Origin of the sequence: Oculatella sp. FACHB-28, assembly GCF_014696015.1 — a bacterium.
Classification (GTDB): Bacteria; Cyanobacteriota; Cyanobacteriia; order Elainellales; family Elainellaceae; genus JAAUTN01.
Genome location: NZ_JACJPJ010000070.1, coordinates 28,705 through 45,491, shown reverse-complemented (window position 1 = coordinate 45,491; position 16,787 = coordinate 28,705). Strand labels below are relative to the sequence as shown.

General features: G+C 47.8%; 16 protein-coding genes. 9 read left to right on the top strand and 7 right to left on the bottom strand.

Going from position 1 to position 16,787, the window contains the following annotated elements; translation table 11 throughout:
• The first annotated feature begins 25 nt into the window (after nucleotides 1–25).
• Nucleotides 26–1,312 (top strand): glycosyltransferase family 4 protein, encoded by a 1,287-nt coding sequence (locus H6F88_RS15715; RefSeq protein WP_206756449.1) that lies wholly within the window; start codon nucleotides 26–28, stop codon nucleotides 1,310–1,312.
• A gap of 211 nt (nucleotides 1,313–1,523) precedes the next feature.
• On the opposite strand, the gene H6F88_RS15710 is transcribed toward H6F88_RS15715, so the two are convergent.
• Nucleotides 1,524–1,823: a 30S ribosomal protein PSRP-3 gene (locus tag H6F88_RS15710; protein WP_190643700.1), complete on the bottom strand. Its 300-nt coding sequence runs from the start codon at nucleotides 1,821–1,823 to the stop codon at nucleotides 1,524–1,526.
• 213 nt (nucleotides 1,824–2,036) lie between these two features.
• Between H6F88_RS15710 and H6F88_RS15705 the strand changes: the two genes are divergently transcribed.
• The 3 genes from H6F88_RS15705 to H6F88_RS15695 all read left to right on the top strand — a co-directional run bounded on the left by H6F88_RS15705 (nucleotide 2,037) and on the right by H6F88_RS15695 (nucleotide 5,078).
• Nucleotides 2,037–2,846, top strand: a complete 810-nt coding sequence (locus H6F88_RS15705) for a TIGR01548 family HAD-type hydrolase (RefSeq protein WP_242050573.1) — start codon at nucleotides 2,037–2,039, stop codon at nucleotides 2,844–2,846.
• A 250-nt stretch (nucleotides 2,847–3,096) separates the two neighbouring features.
• Nucleotides 3,097–3,981 (top strand): hypothetical protein, encoded by an 885-nt coding sequence (locus H6F88_RS15700; protein WP_190643698.1) that lies wholly within the window; start codon nucleotides 3,097–3,099, stop codon nucleotides 3,979–3,981.
• A 62-nt stretch (nucleotides 3,982–4,043) separates the two neighbouring features.
• Complete coding sequence (locus H6F88_RS15695) at nucleotides 4,044–5,078, top strand: hypothetical protein (protein ID WP_190643697.1); 1,035 nt, start codon at nucleotides 4,044–4,046, stop codon at nucleotides 5,076–5,078.
• 11 nt (nucleotides 5,079–5,089) lie between these two features.
• Here H6F88_RS15695 and H6F88_RS15690 read toward each other — a convergent pair whose 3' ends face one another.
• From H6F88_RS15690 to cobA, 3 genes are all read right to left on the bottom strand, one after another.
• Nucleotides 5,090–5,647, bottom strand: coding sequence for a hypothetical protein (locus tag H6F88_RS15690; protein ID WP_190643696.1), 558 nt, complete (start codon nucleotides 5,645–5,647; stop codon nucleotides 5,090–5,092).
• A gap of 217 nt (nucleotides 5,648–5,864) precedes the next feature.
• The gene (gene coaE / locus H6F88_RS15685; protein ID WP_190643695.1) at nucleotides 5,865–6,527 is read right to left on the bottom strand and encodes a dephospho-CoA kinase; all 663 of its coding nucleotides are present in this window, start codon (nucleotides 6,525–6,527) and stop codon (nucleotides 5,865–5,867) included.
• A 4-nt stretch (nucleotides 6,528–6,531) separates the two neighbouring features.
• Nucleotides 6,532–8,115, bottom strand: a complete 1,584-nt coding sequence (gene cobA, locus H6F88_RS15680) for a uroporphyrinogen-III C-methyltransferase (protein ID WP_190643694.1) — start codon at nucleotides 8,113–8,115, stop codon at nucleotides 6,532–6,534.
• Between the two features lie 241 nt (nucleotides 8,116–8,356).
• Here cobA and H6F88_RS15675 point away from each other — a divergent pair, with 241 nt between their 5' ends.
• Together H6F88_RS15675 and H6F88_RS15670 are read left to right on the top strand one after the other, a co-directional pair.
• Entirely contained in the window at nucleotides 8,357–9,121 is a 765-nt protein-coding gene (locus tag H6F88_RS15675; protein ID WP_190643693.1) for a 16S rRNA (uracil(1498)-N(3))-methyltransferase, read from the top strand.
• 57 nt (nucleotides 9,122–9,178) lie between these two features.
• Complete coding sequence (locus H6F88_RS15670) at nucleotides 9,179–10,276, top strand: tetratricopeptide repeat protein (RefSeq protein ID WP_190643692.1); 1,098 nt, start codon at nucleotides 9,179–9,181, stop codon at nucleotides 10,274–10,276.
• Between the two features lie 173 nt (nucleotides 10,277–10,449).
• Here H6F88_RS15670 and H6F88_RS15665 read toward each other — a convergent pair whose 3' ends face one another.
• Nucleotides 10,450–10,902, bottom strand: a complete 453-nt coding sequence (locus H6F88_RS15665) for a hypothetical protein (protein ID WP_190643691.1) — start codon at nucleotides 10,900–10,902, stop codon at nucleotides 10,450–10,452.
• A 540-nt stretch (nucleotides 10,903–11,442) separates the two neighbouring features.
• Between H6F88_RS15665 and H6F88_RS15660 the strand changes: the two genes are divergently transcribed.
• Both H6F88_RS15660 and H6F88_RS15655 read left to right on the top strand, forming a co-directional pair.
• Nucleotides 11,443–12,450 carry a YdcF family protein gene (locus H6F88_RS15660; protein ID WP_190643690.1) on the top strand — a complete coding sequence of 336 codons (1,008 nt, stop codon included), beginning with the start codon at nucleotides 11,443–11,445 and terminating at the stop codon, nucleotides 12,448–12,450.
• Between the two features lie 81 nt (nucleotides 12,451–12,531).
• A complete protein-coding gene (locus tag H6F88_RS15655) occupies nucleotides 12,532–14,280 on the top strand; it encodes an ABC transporter ATP-binding protein (protein WP_190643689.1) in 1,749 nt (582 codons plus the stop codon).
• A 191-nt stretch (nucleotides 14,281–14,471) separates the two neighbouring features.
• On the opposite strand, the gene H6F88_RS15650 is transcribed toward H6F88_RS15655, so the two are convergent.
• Nucleotides 14,472–14,615, bottom strand: a complete 144-nt coding sequence (locus H6F88_RS15650) for a hypothetical protein (protein ID WP_190643688.1) — start codon at nucleotides 14,613–14,615, stop codon at nucleotides 14,472–14,474.
• A gap of 37 nt (nucleotides 14,616–14,652) precedes the next feature.
• On the opposite strand from H6F88_RS15650, the gene H6F88_RS15645 reads away from it, so the two are divergent.
• Nucleotides 14,653–15,318 carry a HupE/UreJ family protein gene (locus H6F88_RS15645; RefSeq protein ID WP_190643687.1) on the top strand — a complete coding sequence of 222 codons (666 nt, stop codon included), beginning with the start codon at nucleotides 14,653–14,655 and terminating at the stop codon, nucleotides 15,316–15,318.
• A gap of 114 nt (nucleotides 15,319–15,432) precedes the next feature.
• On the opposite strand, the gene H6F88_RS15640 is transcribed toward H6F88_RS15645, so the two are convergent.
• Nucleotides 15,433–16,524 carry a polysaccharide pyruvyl transferase family protein gene (locus H6F88_RS15640; protein WP_190643686.1) on the bottom strand — a complete coding sequence of 364 codons (1,092 nt, stop codon included), beginning with the start codon at nucleotides 16,522–16,524 and terminating at the stop codon, nucleotides 15,433–15,435.
• Between the last annotated feature and the right edge of the window lie 263 nt (nucleotides 16,525–16,787).

The window sequence follows — 16,787 nt, the reverse complement described above, 5'->3', positions numbered from 1 at the left end:
CAACCGAACTGTCTTTCTACCCGATATGAGTAAGGTCGGCATTATGGTTCAGGTGGGCAGAGCATCTGAGGAAACAGCTAACTCAAAAACACTATCTACCAATTTAATTATGCTGAAACACTATATATTCTTCACTCGAAACGTGATGCCACAGCCCGGTGCGGCTCATCTTGTTCACGCTGCAAACTCAGCTGACGGAATGGCAAATTTAGGGTATCCCAGTCTGTTAATTCATCTCAGTAAAGAGCCAAGCGCACTGAACCTTACGAATCTCCTGCGCCCCTTTCAACCACAAGCCCCTTCAGAAGAATTAATCAACCTCTACAATCTTCGTGGAAAACTTAAAGTTGCTGCTCTTCCTACCCCAAAACTGAAATCAACCAGCAAACTACTCAAGAAAGCAACTCATCCCAGCACACTGATTGCAAAATACTATTTCCCCATTCACATTCGCCCTGCGGCTCAAATTGTCCATTCACGAGATTGGAATTTTGTTGAATCAGCAATTAAATGTGGAGTTCCAGCAATTTATGAACATCATCATCACGAAGAGAAACAGTTTGATCCTGAAATTGTCCAAAATCCGCTGCTGCAAGTTGCTGTAACTGTCGCAGATTCAGTTCGTGAGAGCATGATTCAAAATGGGCTGCCCGCCGACAAGATCGTTAAGCTTCACAGTGGCTTTAACAGTGTGTTTCTGAACAGGCAACCTGAACAAGCTGCAACCTGGCGTAAGCAATTGTTAACCAATGAGCAATATCTAGTCGTTTATGCGGGAGCACTACTGCCCTTCAAAGGCGTTGACCTATTGCTAGATGTGACTCAACAGCTTACCCATGCCCATTTTGCATTTGCAGGCGGAGATGAAACACAAGTAACCGCTTACAAGCAATTAGCAATTGAAAAACAGCTTAGAAACGTCACGTTTTTAGGGCACCTCTCACACACTAGCCTTCCTGGGTTGCTTCAGGCGGCCGATGTGCTCGCTCATCCTCATTGTTCTGGACCAGCCTCAACGTTTACGTCTCCTCTTAAGCTGTTTGACTACCTAGCATCAGGAACGCCAATTGTTGCGACTGAAATTACTTCTTTGGTAGAGTTCAAGTCTTGTAATGCTATTGCGGGTTGGTGTGAGCCGGATAACCCAGATTCGTTTGCTAGATGTATTCAGCAGGTTTTAGAAACTTACCCCAGAAAATCAGAGGGCTACAGCCATATGATTGACTATGTTCAGCAATTTTCTTGGGAAAATCGTGCTGCTAAACTGCTTAGCTATGTAAAAGATTCAATGCGTCCTGTGCTGCTGCAATAAGGCTTATACCGTTTTTGCATATCTACACAGTTATATAGGTATGAGTATATTTTTGGGACAAAGGGCTTGAGCTGAATGGCACTGACTTAAGAGCGATGGGCAGCGCCCACCTTACAGTTTTTCAAAGCTTCTGGCGATCGCTGAATCCTTATCTCAGTGCCATTCGGTTGAAACCCTTTATCGCTGATGTTCAACTACGCTCTGAGTGCAACTAAGCGCTACCTGTGAAAACCACTTCGGGAAACTTCACTTGAGCCTCAGACATAGGGCGGCGCTTGCCTTCCTCTTGCCAGTAGTTGATCACCTCAGTCGCTTTGTTGAGCAGTTCAATCCGGTCTGCTTCAGCAATCCAGTGCTTTTTCTCCATTTCAGTCTTGAGCTGTTCCCAGGCATCATTCCGGGGCCAGAAGAAATAGGACGTAAGCGGACTGGTGCCCTTGCCGACCACCTGGTCAACCGCTAACGCCACATCGTTCTCAAGCCAGAGAACCTTCAAAATAAACTTTGACAAACGCCAACCTCCACAATTCCTAACAGTTTTCTGATAACTCCACAATCCACTATGGTAATGCATGGATTCACAGATAACCAAATTGGGCGAGGAGAAAAGAGTAATAGTAGATGCTTGACAGTGCATAGTCTTATAAATATGTTCTGGTCTATAGCTCCATACCCTTTCTCCCCCTTCCTTTTCCCCAACACAAAATTACAGGAGGCGCAGTCGTTGGCTAAGCAGAATCAGGCATTTCCCCCCGCGATTGTAGTATTTGACATTGACGGCGTAATTCGAGACGTGGGCGGGTCTTATCGGCGGGCACTGGCGGACACGGTGGAGCAGTTCACTCAAAGTGCCTATCGCCCTTCGGCGACCGATATTGATGCGTTGAAAGCAGAAGGACACTGGAATAACGACTGGGAAGGGTCACAAGAATTGGTCTACCGCCATTTTGAGGCACAGGGGGTAGAGCGATCGCACCTCAATCTCAACTACGGCGACATCGTTGCCTTCTTTCAAAGCCGCTATCGCGGACCCGATCCGCAACACTGGACAGGCTATATCTGCCAGGAGCCATTGTTATTAAATGCAGACTATTTTGATCTGCTGACCCAAGCTGGCATTCCCTGGGGCTTTTTTAGTGGTGCTACGCGGGGATCAGCTTCCTATGTGCTGGAAAAGCGGTTGGGGTTGCGATCGCCCGTTCTAGTTGCAATGGAAGATGCTCCTGGCAAGCCCGACCCTACTGGGTTGATAGAAGTTGTGCAGCAGCTAGAACCTTTTGGCGCATCCTCTACCCCTGTCCTCTATTTGGGTGATACGGTTGCTGACCTCCACACAGTACAAAACGCCAGTCGAATAGATTTGTCTCGCCGTTGGATTGGCGTGGGTATTTTGCCCCCTCACGCCCAAGCCACTGCCGAATACTCTGTAACCTACACTACAAATCTGAACAATGCAGGTGCAGCAGTCGTATTAGCCAACGTCAAGAACCTGACACTGGATTACATAAAGAAACTTGTCAGCTCAGAGGTATAAAATAAAACTTTCGCTGCTCGTTGGATTTAAGTAAAAACAAAAAAACCGGATTCTTTATGAAGAAAAGGTAAAGTTCAGTATTTTTATAGACCACCTAAAGAACGTCGGATATAAATAGGAAAAACAAGAGCAAGATTCTTCCTCTTCTCGAAAGATTGTTACGCCGCTCAATAAGCTGAACCGATGAGTGAATGTTTCTTCTGGAACTTTTCATTCACTCGTAATTACTTAATGCAATGTTTGAGAAGCTATGACTCAAAATGAACTTGATCTCTGCTTTTGCACGTTGGCATTTGGTGATACCTACCGTTCTTTAGCTAAGGAGCTTGCTAAAGATCTGGAGCAATACGCCCCTGACGTTCCCTTTGTACTTTTTACTGACAAAGTAAGCGAGTTCAAGGCTCACAAAAATGTTCTGGCTTTTGGACATAGAAGGCGAGGTGTTTTGCTCTATCATGAGCGGCGATTTGCGATCGCCAAAGCCTTAACAATGGCAAATTCCTGCATGTATTTAGATGCAGATGTACGGATTTGTGCCCCGGTTCCAAGGAATATACAGTGGCTTCCGGGCTTAACTGCTAGAAGCTGTAGTTCAATGAACAAGCATATTCGAGAACGCTTGAACAAAACCGATCCACCCGATCCCAAAGCCGTTAAAGTTGTTGAAACTTATAAAAAAATGGCGCACAAGGTTGGCGTCGACCCAGAGGATGACCAGATCAGGTTTATTAACGAATTTCTATTTGTGATTACGAAAGATTCTGGTCGAGAGATAGAGTTTCTTGACCTATGGGGACGGCTAGCACTGTATGCAGAACTGCTTGGAATGCACAAACACCCAACCTATGCAATGGGCTTAGCTGCTGTCAAAACGGGCTTACATATTCGTCACGATGTAATGGAAGGACTTGACTTTTTTGATGATCGAATTGAGAAGGTCAGAATCGCCAATGGGCAATCTGATCCAGCCGCCAAGCAAAAGTACTTTGAAACGCAACAAAAAGTTGAGCAACGCTACCGTTCATTGCCTCATAAAGCAATAGATAAAATATCTCGTTTTTTTCGCCATCACTATCACACGACCCGCTTAAAAATTACAACGTATGTGAGCGATTCTAACTTTTATCATCACTAAACCATGATTTTATCAATTGGTTTCAGACTAGCCATATTGCACATCTCAGGTAAACAACACTTATGAACAACAGCCTGCCCCCGATTTACTTCTTTTACCCTAAGGATGCATGGCACGAAGACATGCCAATGGTTGCCGATAAGTATTGGTACTACCACGTTGAGAATCAGGTAACGTTTGGCATGTACTCCAGCATCATTCAAACTTACTTACACTTAAAAGAGTCTGGTTTTCCTTGCGAATTGGTCACAAAGATTCCAAGTGAAGGTATTGTAGTTGCCCATCGGCGCTCTTTTCCGTTTCACCTTCGCCCCAATCCTAAGCAGCTATTTATTTGCTACAAGGCAAATTATGATTTTCACCCCTATGCTCAGATTCACGTTGTGCTGAATTCCAGGGAGCCTAAATCGCTGTACACGCACTACTACATTCCTCACTGGCGACAAACGGGTTTGATTCCACGCGATCCAGCACGAGGCGATCGCTTTGAAAACGTGGCCTATTTCGGACTATTTTGGAATCTCGCACCCGAACTGCGAACTGAGCATTGGCAGAACCAACTAAAAGATTTGGGGCTGTCCTGGCGCATTGTCGACCCAGAGCAGTGGAATGACTATCGAGACACAGATGCAGTTGTAGCGGTACGCAACTTCAAACGCAAGGATTTTACCCATAAACCTGCGCTAAAGCTCTACAATGCGTGGCACGCTCACGTTCCTGCCATTTTGGGTGAGGAAACCTCCTTTCAAGCAGAACGCCAGAATGAGCTAGATTACATCGAGATCACTTCTCCAGAACAGGCTCTACAGGCACTCAAGCGGCTTCGAGATAATCCAGAGCTGCGTCGAGCTATGGTTGAGAACGGCAAAATACGGGCCGAAGCGACCACGCCTGCACAGCTTGTGCAAGAATGGCAAAATTTCTTCAAGGACACCGCAGTGCCAGCTTATCAGCGGTGGCAGTCTGCATCGCAACTTAGCCGAAAAACCTTTTACCTGCGTCGTTATGTCGTGCTGCGGTTGAGGGAGTTACAGGAGCGCGGCAGCAAGCAACTCCTGGACGAATGGCTCCGTCGCAAATCAAAAGCAGTTAGCTAGACGGAAAGCAGCTAGTTAGATGGAAATCGCCCTCGTTGTTTGCGGGCTTCCATTGCCCGCTCCAGCATTTCTAATAGCCCAGGTGCTTCTTCTTGCAGCGTCAACAGCAGTCGCTCTCCTGCTTCCAGGTCGCCCGGATCTTTGCCTGTCTCCATCACCACGTTGAGCCGAGGCATTGCCATTTCGTCAACGATCTGTACCAGTCCGTGCAAACAACGGTTGAACTGCTTTTCGGTCAAGGTGGAGTCTTCTAGCGGAAACTCGATGATTGCTCTGATTTCACCGTCGGAGGGGTCATATTCCCATTGCAGCATCTTGGTTTCCCAGGAAATGCTCAGCATCGTTTGCAAGATTGCCCCTTTGTGAGGGTGGTCTTGAATGCCAGACAGGACTCTGGGTGCAAAAAGCTTGAAGAAATCTCCATCCTCATCTAACTCGACGACAATTAAGAAATCTTCTATGTTGTCGGCGTATACGCCTGTGAGGATACGACTTTCTTCTTCATCTACTCGATATTTCCAGCCTGATTTATCCAGATAGGAAGCAATTTGCTGAAGTGTTGCGCCCATGAAATTCTCTCTAGGTCAACAGTAGGGTATCCAAAACAAGCTACCTAAAAGCTATTTCAACTTAAAGATATTTCACCAGTAAGAGCACTGATTGTCTCAGTGCTGCCAGTCGTTCATCCAATCTATCATTAGACTTCTGGCAAATTAGGCGACTCGCCAAGCAGGGGCTGTTTGAAAGCGAACTCTAATTTTCTGCCTGATTAGGCTTTTGGTAGGTCTAAGGGTGCTGCTGGGATGCAACAACATTGGGTGGAACGGACTGAGCCAAGGCTAGATCCACTTGGTGAAAGAGGGATTCCAGATCGGCTGAGTTCTCAATCACGATATCAGCCCGGCCAACTTTTTGCTCAATTGGCATCTGGCTGCTGATTCTGGATTGGACTTGCGCTAGTGTGAGGCGATCGCGCTGCATCAGATGCTCGATCTGTCTGGCTTCAGGACAGCGCACGACCCAAATCTCGGTGACAAGGTCAGTCATGCGAGCTTCAAATAGCAGCGGGATCACTAACACGACGGTGGAATGATGCTGAGTCAGGAGGGTTTGCAGGTTTTTCTCCAGGCGATCGCGCACATACGGGTGAACTCGTTGCTCTAGCCAAAGCCGCTCTGCTGGGCTATCAAAGATGATTTCACCTAGTCGTTTTCGGTCTAAGTAGCCGTTTGGGAGCAATATGCCTGAACCATAGCGCTCTGCAATTTCTGTCAAAACTGTAGATCCTGGCTCTACGGCTTCTCGTGCATAGAGGTCAGTATCTAAGACGGGCAGTTTGTGAACGTTGCCTAGATAATCTGAAATGGTGGTTTTACCCATGCCAATTCCGCCTGTTAAGCCAATGATGCGCTGTCGGTCGGAGGCATACTGCTGTTGCTGGTCGCTCATCTGTCTAGCCAGAAACTCTAGCCCACTGTACGATCGCTTGAACTAACCCCTCCAAAGTATACTCTTCTGCCTCAATGTCAACGCGTCCTAATAGGCGATCGCAGGCTGCTGAAGTTTGGGGTCCAATAGAGGCGATGCAAATGTTGTTGAGCTGGTTGGCTTCTACTCCTAGCATCTGATGGAAGCATTGCACGGTTTTTGAACTCGCAAAAGTAATGATGTCTACTTTGCCTTGTTTAAGCGCTGTGAGCGTTTCAGGGGCGATCGCTTCTGGACAGCGGGATTGATAAGCTGCAACTTCGGTAACGACTGCCCCTTTGTCTGTAAATTCTTTTACTAAAACGTCTCGCCCACCACTCTCGACTCTAGGAAACAGAATTTTTTTGCCTGTTAGATGATCCACGTCTGGGAAATGAGTGATGAGCGAATCTGCAACGAAGTCGGGTGGAATAAAGTCGGGCTGTAGTCCTCGCTGGGACAGACTATTAGCAGTCTTTTTGCCAACGACCGCAATGTTTACACCCGCCAGAGATCGGGCATCTTTGCCCTGAGCAGTAAGTCGTTCAAAGAAGTAATCTACGCCGTTAATGGAGGTAAGAATGAGCCAGTCAAAGTTGCTCAAATGGGCGATCGCTTGATCTAAGGCATCCCAATTAGAGGGCGGACCAATCTCTAGGGCGGGCATTTCAAGTACGGTTGCTCCGGTTTGCTGAAGCAGTTTGACAAATTGGCTCGACTGGCCGGCGGAGCGGGTAATGAGTACGGTCTTGTCAGCCAGGGGATTGGGGGTGGGGGATTGGGGGTGGGGGATTGGGGGTTGAGAAGTCACAGGGATAGACGCTTGTTTTGAGTCACGCTGTAAGTCATTTTCAGGGGTGGGTTGAAGATAGGGGTGTAGTGCAACAACTTCGCCAATCGTAATTACAGCGGGGGAAAGGGACTGACGAGCAGTTTGGTGGACGATGTTGGCAAGAGTGCCAAACCAAGTTTGCTGTTGGGTTTGTCCGGCCCAACGAATGATCGCAACTGGGGTGTGGGGCGATCGCCCTCGACGCTGTAGCTGCTCCACGATTTCGGGCAGGTGTTTTGTCCCCATCAAGATGACGAGTGTTTCGATTTGTGCCAGGGCTTCCCAATTGAGTAGGTCTGGGTCGTGGGCGCTGAGGATGGCAAAGCAGCGGCTTAACACGGGATCGGTTAAGGGAATGCCTGCTAATAGGGGAGCTACGAGTGCAGAGGAAAGCCCTGGTATGACTTCAAAGGCACAATCTGCGGCTTTAAGTGCTTCAATTTCTGCGGTGCATCGCCCAAAGATGAAGGGATCGCCGCTCTTGAGCCGCACAACTTGTTTGTTTTGCTGACAATGCTCGACGAGCAGTTGGTTGATTTCGGTTTGTGCGACGCTAGGTTCTCCGCCGCGTTTGCCTACGTCGATTTTGAGGCAAGGTGGCACAAGCTGCAACAGGGCAGCATCAACCAATGCGTCGTAAATTAGTACCTCTGCCTGGGCTAAGATTTGCTGCGCTCGCACGGTTAAATAATCGATGCTGCCTGGTCCAGAACCTACTAAGTAAACCTTACCTCTCATCTTTCATCTCCCATCTCTCCTGCATTTCTAGCCCCTAGCCCCTTCTCTATTCCTATAATCCTATGTGTACTGAACTGTGGGTTCATTGCTGAATCTTCTTTGGGGGCTTTGCCCCCAAGCCCCCACTGGGAAGCACGTCCCCCAGACTCCCTCCGCAAGGGGCGATCGGTGGGTAGCGGGACGCGCTTCGCATCGGTGGGAGGCAAGGGTTCTTTGCTCTTTTGGGGTATGGGTTCTTGGTATGGCTCAGTTGCAGCGGGTAGCGATCGCCCCTCATCAGGTTTTGGATCGACGGGTAATGCTAACGGCTGAGCAGCAGCATTATTTGACGCGGGTGTTGCGGCTGCGGGGGGGCGATCGCTTTATTGCGATGGATGGGCAAGGAAACTCCTGGTTGGCTGAGCTAGGGCAGTCTTTGTCTGAGGCGGTGGTGGTTGAGCAATTGATGCAGGAAGATCCGGTTGAACTGCCGCTGGCGGTAGTTTTGCTGGTGGCGCTGCCGAAGGGAAGCGGTATGGATGAGGTGGTGCGACAGGCAACGGAGCTGGGGGTTAACCAAATTCTGCCCATCATTAGCGATCGCACGCTGCTAAACCCTAGTGCCCAGAAATTGGAACGCTGGCGGCGGATTGCTCAGGAGGCGGCTGAGCAGTCTGAACGGCAAGTTGTGCCTGAAGTTTCTGCACCCCTATCGTTTGAGCAAGCTTTGAAAATCTGGAATTCTACGAATGCAGTCTGCTATCTCTGCGCGGCACGAGGAAACCCTCCTCATTTACTAACCTATTTGCAGGCTCAATCAGTATCTAATCATTCTCACAATCCTCGATTGGTGGTGGCAACTGGACCGGAGGGTGGCTGGACAGAATCAGAGGTGGAGCAGGCGATCGCCTCTGGCTACCAGCCTGTTTCTCTGGGACAACGCATTCTCAGGGCTGTGACAGCGCCCCTTGCTGCCCTATCCCTAATCGCCGCCACAGCCGAATCTTCCCAAATCCCCAACCGCTAGTCCCCAACCCATAATCCCTGTACTAAGCTAAAAACACACCCCACTGGCCCAATAGCCATGCTTGAGCAAATCGCTGCTGCTTTTGACCGTCAGGACTATCAAACGGCTGCTCGTTTACTGAAACCACTGTTGCAGCAGTCTCCTAATCATCCGGGGGTGCTGTTCTATGCGGCTCGGCTGCATGAGGTTTCTGAAGAATCGGAATCTGCTGAGGCGATTTATCGGAAACTGCTAAAGGAAACGACGAATCCTAAACTTGCAATTCAAGCTCGTCAAGGGTTACAGCGTTTGCAGGCAGCTACTCAGGAAAGCAGGCAGGAGGCGATCGCTCAGGCAAAGGCAGATCCGACGAATACAGGATCAGCCTTTTTGGTGCTAGAGCCAATCAATGGCGCAACTAGACCACCTGCAGTTCACAATTTTGCTCGCATTATGAAGCTTGACCCCTACACGGCTCAGCTGCATTTGCCGAGCCGAGGCTGGCGGCTTTATCGAGTTGGCTCTGCGGCTGAAATTCAAGTCTATGGGCAGGAGCTACGGCAAAGTGGAATTCCAGTTTTCTGGATGAATTTGCAGGCGATCGCTAAGATTCGGGTATTTCGCGTCCACTATTTCAAAACGGCTGATCCCCAACCTACGGTAGTTTGTCAAAATGAGGCAGATCAACTTGGCGCTCTTACGTTCAACTGGTCTGAGGTGACGCGACGAGTTGAAGGACGACTGCCGATTTTTGAAGATGTGGTCGATCTCGATGCCCGTAATCGGCTCAAGCGCAAAGAGCAAACTCAAGATTATGCTCAGATTTGTGACCTGCACCTACCAGGGCGCAATTGTATTTTGAGAATCTGTGACACCACTTATCATTTTCAGCAGGGTATTCCTTTTCAGGCTGATCAAACTCAGGTAAAAAAACTTCAGGTCACAAATCGGATCAACTGGAACAGTCTGCTTGGTTTTCTAGATCACAACCTGACAGAAGTTCCCCTTTGGGCTGATTTTACTCCTTTCGCTGAAACAGCCCTTGACCCTCTCGATCTGGTAGGTGGTCTTAATGCCCATGTTGGATTACTGCGCAAAGCTGAAAGCAATTGGGACCCAGCTTTTCAACTCTACAGCAGCCTGATTTTCCTGCATGAAACAGCCCATTCTTCATGAAACAGGCCATTAAAGCTTACTAATACCAATTCTTCTGCAGTCCGCATGTCTCCCAAATAAGCGGCTTCGTGTAGAAACGGTATCGCCTAAATGAGTTTAAAAAAGAGGACTGAACAGTGCTCAGCCCTCCATCTTCAAATTATTTTGTCAACAAAAGTTTCTCAATACTGCGGTCAGGCTTTCACTTTCTTTGCCATGTCCAAGAAGTAGCCCATGCTAGGACCAGGACGACGGCGACCGTTTTGACTGGCAGTAGGCATGAGAAACTTAGGCGCAAAAGTAGGTACAGGCTGAGGAGTATTGAGTGGAACTGCAGGCTTAGACTCAGGCACAGAAGTATCAGGTGCCTTTTGCTCAACCGCGCTGATCTGAGCAGTTTTAGTTGCAGGCTGCGTAGGCTGTACCTTGGCAGGTTCTAACTTGGCGGGTTCCGGCTTAGGAGAAGCGCCATTGGAGGCAGCAGTAGAAACAGTATTCGCAGGTGCAGAGGGTTGTGGCTCCTCCTTGGACTCATCCAGTTCAAGGAAATAACCAGATTTCTTTAACCCCAAAACTTTGCTAAAGGAACCAAATAAACCGCCTAGAAAGGCCAGGAGGTTGCCGATAATTTTTTTGATGAAACCCATTGCCGCGATCGCTCCTAATCGTTACCTTATCGAGTTTACTTTAATAGCTCAACACTAAACTTGAGACTGTCTTGAGAGTCAAAAACAGATCCAAATCAAGACTTTAATAGAACTCAAGCAATCTCTATCAGAGAATTATGAGACTTTCTCAATCCCTCTTACAAAGAATTTTAATATTTTGTTACAAAAATTCACTTATTGATCCTGAGCTGCATTAAGTCAGTCTTAACTCACTTTAATAACCGCCCGTTTCCTTGCTCTGCTACTTTTGAGTCTAATCTCTCAAAACGAACGCAACTACTAGCTTCAGAGCTGTTAATTCTCTAGAAATTAACTGTATGGTTTGAGTAGGTTTTGAGTAAAATTCTGCATATTTGAAGCAGTCTATGGCTATCTATTGCCATAATTGCTTGACAGACAGCAGTGTTACTGATTAACAGGATGAACTGAAGTCAGGGAACTTCACCTCGATGCTCAAATTCATCTCAGGTAAAGCAGTAACCAGACGATTACGCAAGATGACATAAGGATAAGGCAGCAATGTTCGAACTGCTAACCCGAATTTTACTTTGGGCACTGATTGGTATCATTCTCTGGCGCATTTTTCTCAACGTCATTCCCAGAATCTATTTGACCTGGCTGGGAGGACTGTTGATTTTTACTTTTGTCATCCTGGCTTTTCTCAACCCAACTGACGATACGGTAGGGGCTGTCTGGCAAATTTTGTCAATTCCGCTAAAACCCCTTGGGCTATCACTTCTACTATTGCTTAGTGCGATGCGCTCAGGGATCAAAGCAGTTGCGGGAAACCTGGTTTTGGCAGCAGCGTTAATTTTGCTCTTTTCCAGTCTGCCCCTGACAGCCTACTGGTTAACTTCCCAATCTGAGCGGTCTGCCGAGGCATTTGCTACTAATGACAATATTCCTGCTTTGACTTCAGCCCAGGCAATCGTCGTATTAGGAGACAGCTCAGGCTTGCTCGACTCCTCCTACCGGACTCGAACTGAGCTAGATGAGGATGGCATCAGTACTAACTTGACCCCTCGATTACTCTATGCAGCAAGGCTTTATCAGGAAGCAGGAAGTAACCCACTGGTAATCGTCAGTGCTGGGCTACAAGACCGTGAAGGGGAAGATACGAATGAAGTGCAGTCCATTACCAACCTGCTGGCGGGCACGGGAGTACCTAGCAACCGAATTGTGATCGATTCCGAGAGTGCCGGTGCCCGCACCAGTGCTGAGGCAGTGGTGGAGATTTTAGAAGACCGGGGAATCAACAACGATGATGCTTCGGTTGTCCTAGTTGGTTCTGCTGTGAGCATTCGTCGAGCTAGTTCCACTTTTGGGCGGTTAGATGTGGCGGTAATTCCCAGACCAACAGAATTTTCTGCCCTTTCCTTGCCAGGTAGCGATGACTTTACGTTGAGAATTGCAGATTTTGTTCCCAGTGTCGATGCGCTGGCTCTCACAACTCGCGTTGTCGATGAATACTTGACTTCGATTTACTACTTCTTACGAGGCTGGTTGTCTAACCCAATGGGAATCTAGTCAGCGCTGACTCGGTTACGATGGTTGAAGCAGTAGCTCGCTTTGGGGCGGGCTGTGCCTTGCTCTACCTTGCGCTCTACAATGGCTCGTTCTCAACTCAGCAAACTGTCTGCTTACCTGCGCCCTCACTGGCGACAGGCTACTTTAGGAATTCTGGCGCTGCTAGTCGTTAATGCGCTAGGAGTTTACATTCCCATCCTGATTAGTAACGGCATTGACGATCTTCAGGTGACGTTCAGTTTCAGACAAATCTTGAACTACGTCATTTTGATTTTGGTGCTGGCATCAGGAATGTGGGTGGTGCGAATGTCCTCGCGCATTCTCCTATTTGGGGTGGGGAGGCAGGTGGAGTTTGACCTGAAGCAAAAGATTTTCAATCACCTGCTCAAGCTGGAGCCTGCCTACTTTGCAAACAACACGGTTGGAGATTTAATTAGTCGAGCCACCAGTGATGTAGATAACATTCGGCGGCTGTTAGGGTTTGCCGTATTGAGTTTGGCAAATACGGTTTTTGCCTATGCACTCACGCTGCCCGTGATGTTGGGGATCAATGTGCGGTTGACCTTGTTGGCGATCGCCGTTTATCCCATCATGCTGTTTCTCGTCCAGAGTTTTAGTAATCGCCTTCGCAACGAGCAGCTTCAGGTGCAGGAAGAAACATCTAGCCTCAGCGAACTGATTCAGGAAGACATGAGCGGCATGGCGCTGATCAAGATTTACGCTCAGGAAGACAATGAACGTCGTGCCTTTCAGGAGTTTAACCAACAGCTTTTGATGGCAAACCTGAAGTTAGCCAAAACTCGAAATACGTTATTTCCCTTGCTGGGTGGATTGGCTAGCATCAGTTTGCTGGTGATTCTGGGAGCAGGGGCAGGGGCGATCGCGGATGGCATTATTAGCATCGGAGATTTTATCGCGCTGCTGCTTTACGTTGAGCGGCTCGTGTTTCCCACTGCTCTGCTAGGCTTTACGATCACCGCTTACCAGAGAGGTGAGGTCAGCATTGACCGCATCGAATCGATTCTCACGGTTGAGCCAAAAGTGCAGGATGCACCAGGCGCAATCTCACTCCCTCGATCTGAGGTGAAAGGCTGGTTGAGCGCTCAAAACTTAACTTATACCTACCCCGGTGCCAAAGTTCCGGCTTTGGAGGCGGTTAGCTTTGCGATTAAACCTGGAGAAACGGTCGCAGTAGTGGGTCCAATCGGTTCTGGCAAAAGCACTCTGGCGAATGCTCTGCCCCGCCTGCTCGACATTGCGCCTGGGCAACTGTTTGTCGATGGCTATGACATCACCCAGGTGCGGCTCAAAGACTTGCGGGCGGCGATCGCCTACGTCCCTCAAGATAGCTTCCTGTTTAGCACCACCATCAAAAACAACGTCCGCTATGGCGACCCGCTAGCCGAACAAGACGATGTTGAATACGCTGCTAAACAAGCCCAAATTCACCCCGAAATTCTCAACTTTCCGCAGCAGTACAAAACCGTTGTGGGAGAGCGTGGAATCACGCTCTCCGGTGGACAACGCCAGCGCACAGCTCTAAGCCGAGCGCTGTTAGTCGATTCCCCCATTCTCATCCTGGATGACTCGCTCTCCAGCGTAGATAACCAGACCGCCACCGAAATTCTCAAAAATCTCTCTGAAGGCACCCGTCGCAAAACCGTCATTTTCATTTCCCATCAGCTTTCGGCAGCAGCAACCGCCGATCGAATTCTGGTAATGGATCGGGGACGGATCGTTCAATCGGGCAAGCACTCTGAACTGCTAGCACAATCAGGTTTATACCAGACCCTTTGGGAGCAGCACAAACTAGAGGAGATCCTGCAATAGCAAGCCCAGGCAGCTTGTGGGAGGCGCATTCTAGAGAAATGCGCCTCCCACCGATCACTCACTCTAAGGCTGGGTTAGAACTGTTGCAGATTGAACAAGAATTTTAAAGCTGTCCTTTTCAGTAAATGAACAGTGATATGATTGCTTCGCTTCATCGATCTAAGGGGGAATCACCTCCTGGAAGCCATCGGTTAAATTCTTAAGGTTTTGCCCTTATTGGAAATACCGGGTTTGGGGAAAGTCATGCCTGCGATCGCACCAGGCAACGGTGCAAATCCGTCGCTGTCTCGCAACTGTGAAGAAGCCAGCTTTTGACTTCCAGCCAGAATACCCATCGATGATCTGCCTTTGTTTATCTGCGAGGTACAGATTATGGCAATTCTGCGTTCCACATCCACTCAATCGACTCAAAGTTTAAATCGTCTGTGGGCTGTTGTTTCACTCACCGGGTTGAGTTGGTTAGCCACAACGCTTCCGGCAATGGCTCACCACCCTTTTGGCGGCAAGGCTCCAACTAATTTTGTAGAAGGATTTCTCTCAGGGCTGGGGCACCCCGTGATTGGGCTGGATCATTTCATTTTTGTTATTGCAATTGGTTTGATTGCCGCCAGACAAGCACGGGGAATTTTTGTTGTTGCCGCGTTTTTGCTTACTGCAATGCTAGGAACCAGTCTGCACCTAGCATCAGTGAACCTGCCTGCTTCTGAGTTAGTGATTGCTGGTTCAGTCGTAGCATTTGGCGCAATGCTGCTATTTGAGAAGAATCTGAATTTGCTGATGATGGTGCAATTAGGGGCGATCGCCGGACTCTTCCACGGTTATGCCTACGGTGAAGCAGTCATCGGTGCAGAAATGGCCCCTATCCTGTCCTACCTAGCAGGCTTCACGCTAATTCAGTTTGGCATCGCCGCAGTTGCCCAGCAAATCGGTAGAGCCATTCTTCAAAGAACTCCCGGTCAACCGACAGCCATCCGCTTTTCCGGTTTAGCCATCTGTGCAGCCGGACTGGTATTTTTGACAACCTCGCTCGTGGGTTAACAGGCAGAAAAATGTTTGTCTAACGGTGAGCGTCACCGGCGGCAGATATTTCTGAACTGAAAGTAGCTTTGCTATTCTGTTTGGTGCAAACAAGGGTTAGCTGGCGATCGCACTTCAAAGCTCCTGAACCGTTGATGCAGAGTTTGAACTTAAGGCGGTAGACAAAAAGTCTTGAGATTTCTGAATCTCTAAGTCCAGCTTGGGGATTATAGGAGAGTAATCAATCTCTAAGTAATTGTCGGGAACTAGTTCAGACTCGGCTTCAGCCAAAATAATGCGATCGCCCAACCCTAAATGATTCAACAAATCCAATACTTTACGCACTTTGTATTTATTGCTAAATACGGTGAACGGTTTCCTAAAAATAATAGAGAATACCGTTCCGTGGAAGAAGTTTGTAATGACGTAAGAGGCATTAGCAAAATAACCTAACCACTCCTGCGGGCTAACACCAACCAAATTGATGTCAGCAACCTGGTTGTAATACCCGATAGAGACAATGGTCAACTTCTTGATGCGAGCCACTTCCTTGATAAACGATTCCTGTTCTTTCTTTAGTCTAGTTTCGTAATAAATCAACAGATAATCCTTCTTAAGACGGGGCTTAAGAAGAATGTCTTCGTAATTAGTCAAAAATGTAGGATCAAGCACTCGTGTTGCCTGCTTGTTACATTCATTCTTAAGCAACTGCAAGCTGTTTGTATCTCGCACCGAGAGTGAGTCAAAATCATGAATGAGACGACAAATTTCCTCTCGTTCTGCACCTAGCGCATCTAAATTCCCAAAACTAGGAGCGTAGCTGATTTTAAGAGTATTTGGTTTATAGATAAAATCCAAGAAATATGAGGGATCGTACCCACGAACTGACCTGATCTTCCAAACTTCATCGCTACCTGCAATGACAGCATCATAATGTTGAAATTTGGCTTTTATATTATCTCTGGTGTAAACCTTATCTCTGCTTAACTGAGTTTGAGATCGTAGAAATCTTGCCATCTTCCAAGATTTTGCTACACATCTTAGCCAATGTTTGCTAGCGCGAATAGGATAAATATCTTTTCGATAAAACTTAACGGCGGCAACGGGTCGATAGTCGATTAACTCACAGCTATGTCCCCTACTTTTAACAGCCTTTTGCAGAGCGTATGCCTGTAAAGTTGCACCATAGTTTGTCGTGTGATGATAGGTTAAAATTCCTACTTTCATTTGTACTTTGTTAAAAACACATCGTTACTCTTTCAAAAGGCGTTCTGTTGAGGAACAACTTAATATACCGAAAAAAAGCAGATTTTGAGCAGGTACTAGATTTAAGATCCGGATATTTAAGAATAGAAGTACAGGACTTAAACCTAAGCTCTGAGATCTGAAGAATAAGTACTGAGAGTTTAGAAATATTAGAAATAAGGGTTTGAACCTTACGGCAATTTCCACTTGGATAAACCACAAATCCCTGCAGGGGCAGTTCGCGA

Excerpts from the sequence above, each read along its gene's own strand:
- H6F88_RS15715 (WP_206756449.1), top strand. The coding sequence starts at position 26 with ATGAGTAAGGTCGGCATTATGGTTCAGGTGGGCAGAGCATCTGAGGAA.
- H6F88_RS15700 (WP_190643698.1), top strand. The coding sequence starts at position 3,097 with ATGACTCAAAATGAACTTGATCTCTGCTTTTGCACGTTGGCATTTGGT.
- H6F88_RS15695 (WP_190643697.1), top strand. The coding sequence starts at position 4,044 with ATGAACAACAGCCTGCCCCCGATTTACTTCTTTTACCCTAAGGATGCA.
- H6F88_RS15690 (WP_190643696.1), bottom strand. The coding sequence starts at position 5,647 with ATGGGCGCAACACTTCAGCAAATTGCTTCCTATCTGGATAAATCAGGC.
- coaE (WP_190643695.1), bottom strand. The coding sequence starts at position 6,527 with ATGAGCGACCAGCAACAGCAGTATGCCTCCGACCGACAGCGCATCATT.
- cobA (WP_190643694.1), bottom strand. The coding sequence starts at position 8,115 with ATGAGAGGTAAGGTTTACTTAGTAGGTTCTGGACCAGGCAGCATCGAT.
- H6F88_RS15675 (WP_190643693.1), top strand. The coding sequence starts at position 8,357 with ATGGCTCAGTTGCAGCGGGTAGCGATCGCCCCTCATCAGGTTTTGGAT.
- H6F88_RS15670 (WP_190643692.1), top strand. The coding sequence starts at position 9,179 with ATGCTTGAGCAAATCGCTGCTGCTTTTGACCGTCAGGACTATCAAACG.
- H6F88_RS15665 (WP_190643691.1), bottom strand. The coding sequence starts at position 10,902 with ATGGGTTTCATCAAAAAAATTATCGGCAACCTCCTGGCCTTTCTAGGC.
- H6F88_RS15660 (WP_190643690.1), top strand. The coding sequence starts at position 11,443 with ATGTTCGAACTGCTAACCCGAATTTTACTTTGGGCACTGATTGGTATC.
- H6F88_RS15655 (WP_190643689.1), top strand. The coding sequence starts at position 12,532 with ATGGCTCGTTCTCAACTCAGCAAACTGTCTGCTTACCTGCGCCCTCAC.
- H6F88_RS15650 (WP_190643688.1), bottom strand. The coding sequence starts at position 14,615 with ATGGGTATTCTGGCTGGAAGTCAAAAGCTGGCTTCTTCACAGTTGCGA.
- H6F88_RS15645 (WP_190643687.1), top strand. The coding sequence starts at position 14,653 with ATGGCAATTCTGCGTTCCACATCCACTCAATCGACTCAAAGTTTAAAT.
- H6F88_RS15640 (WP_190643686.1), bottom strand. The coding sequence starts at position 16,524 with ATGAAAGTAGGAATTTTAACCTATCATCACACGACAAACTATGGTGCA.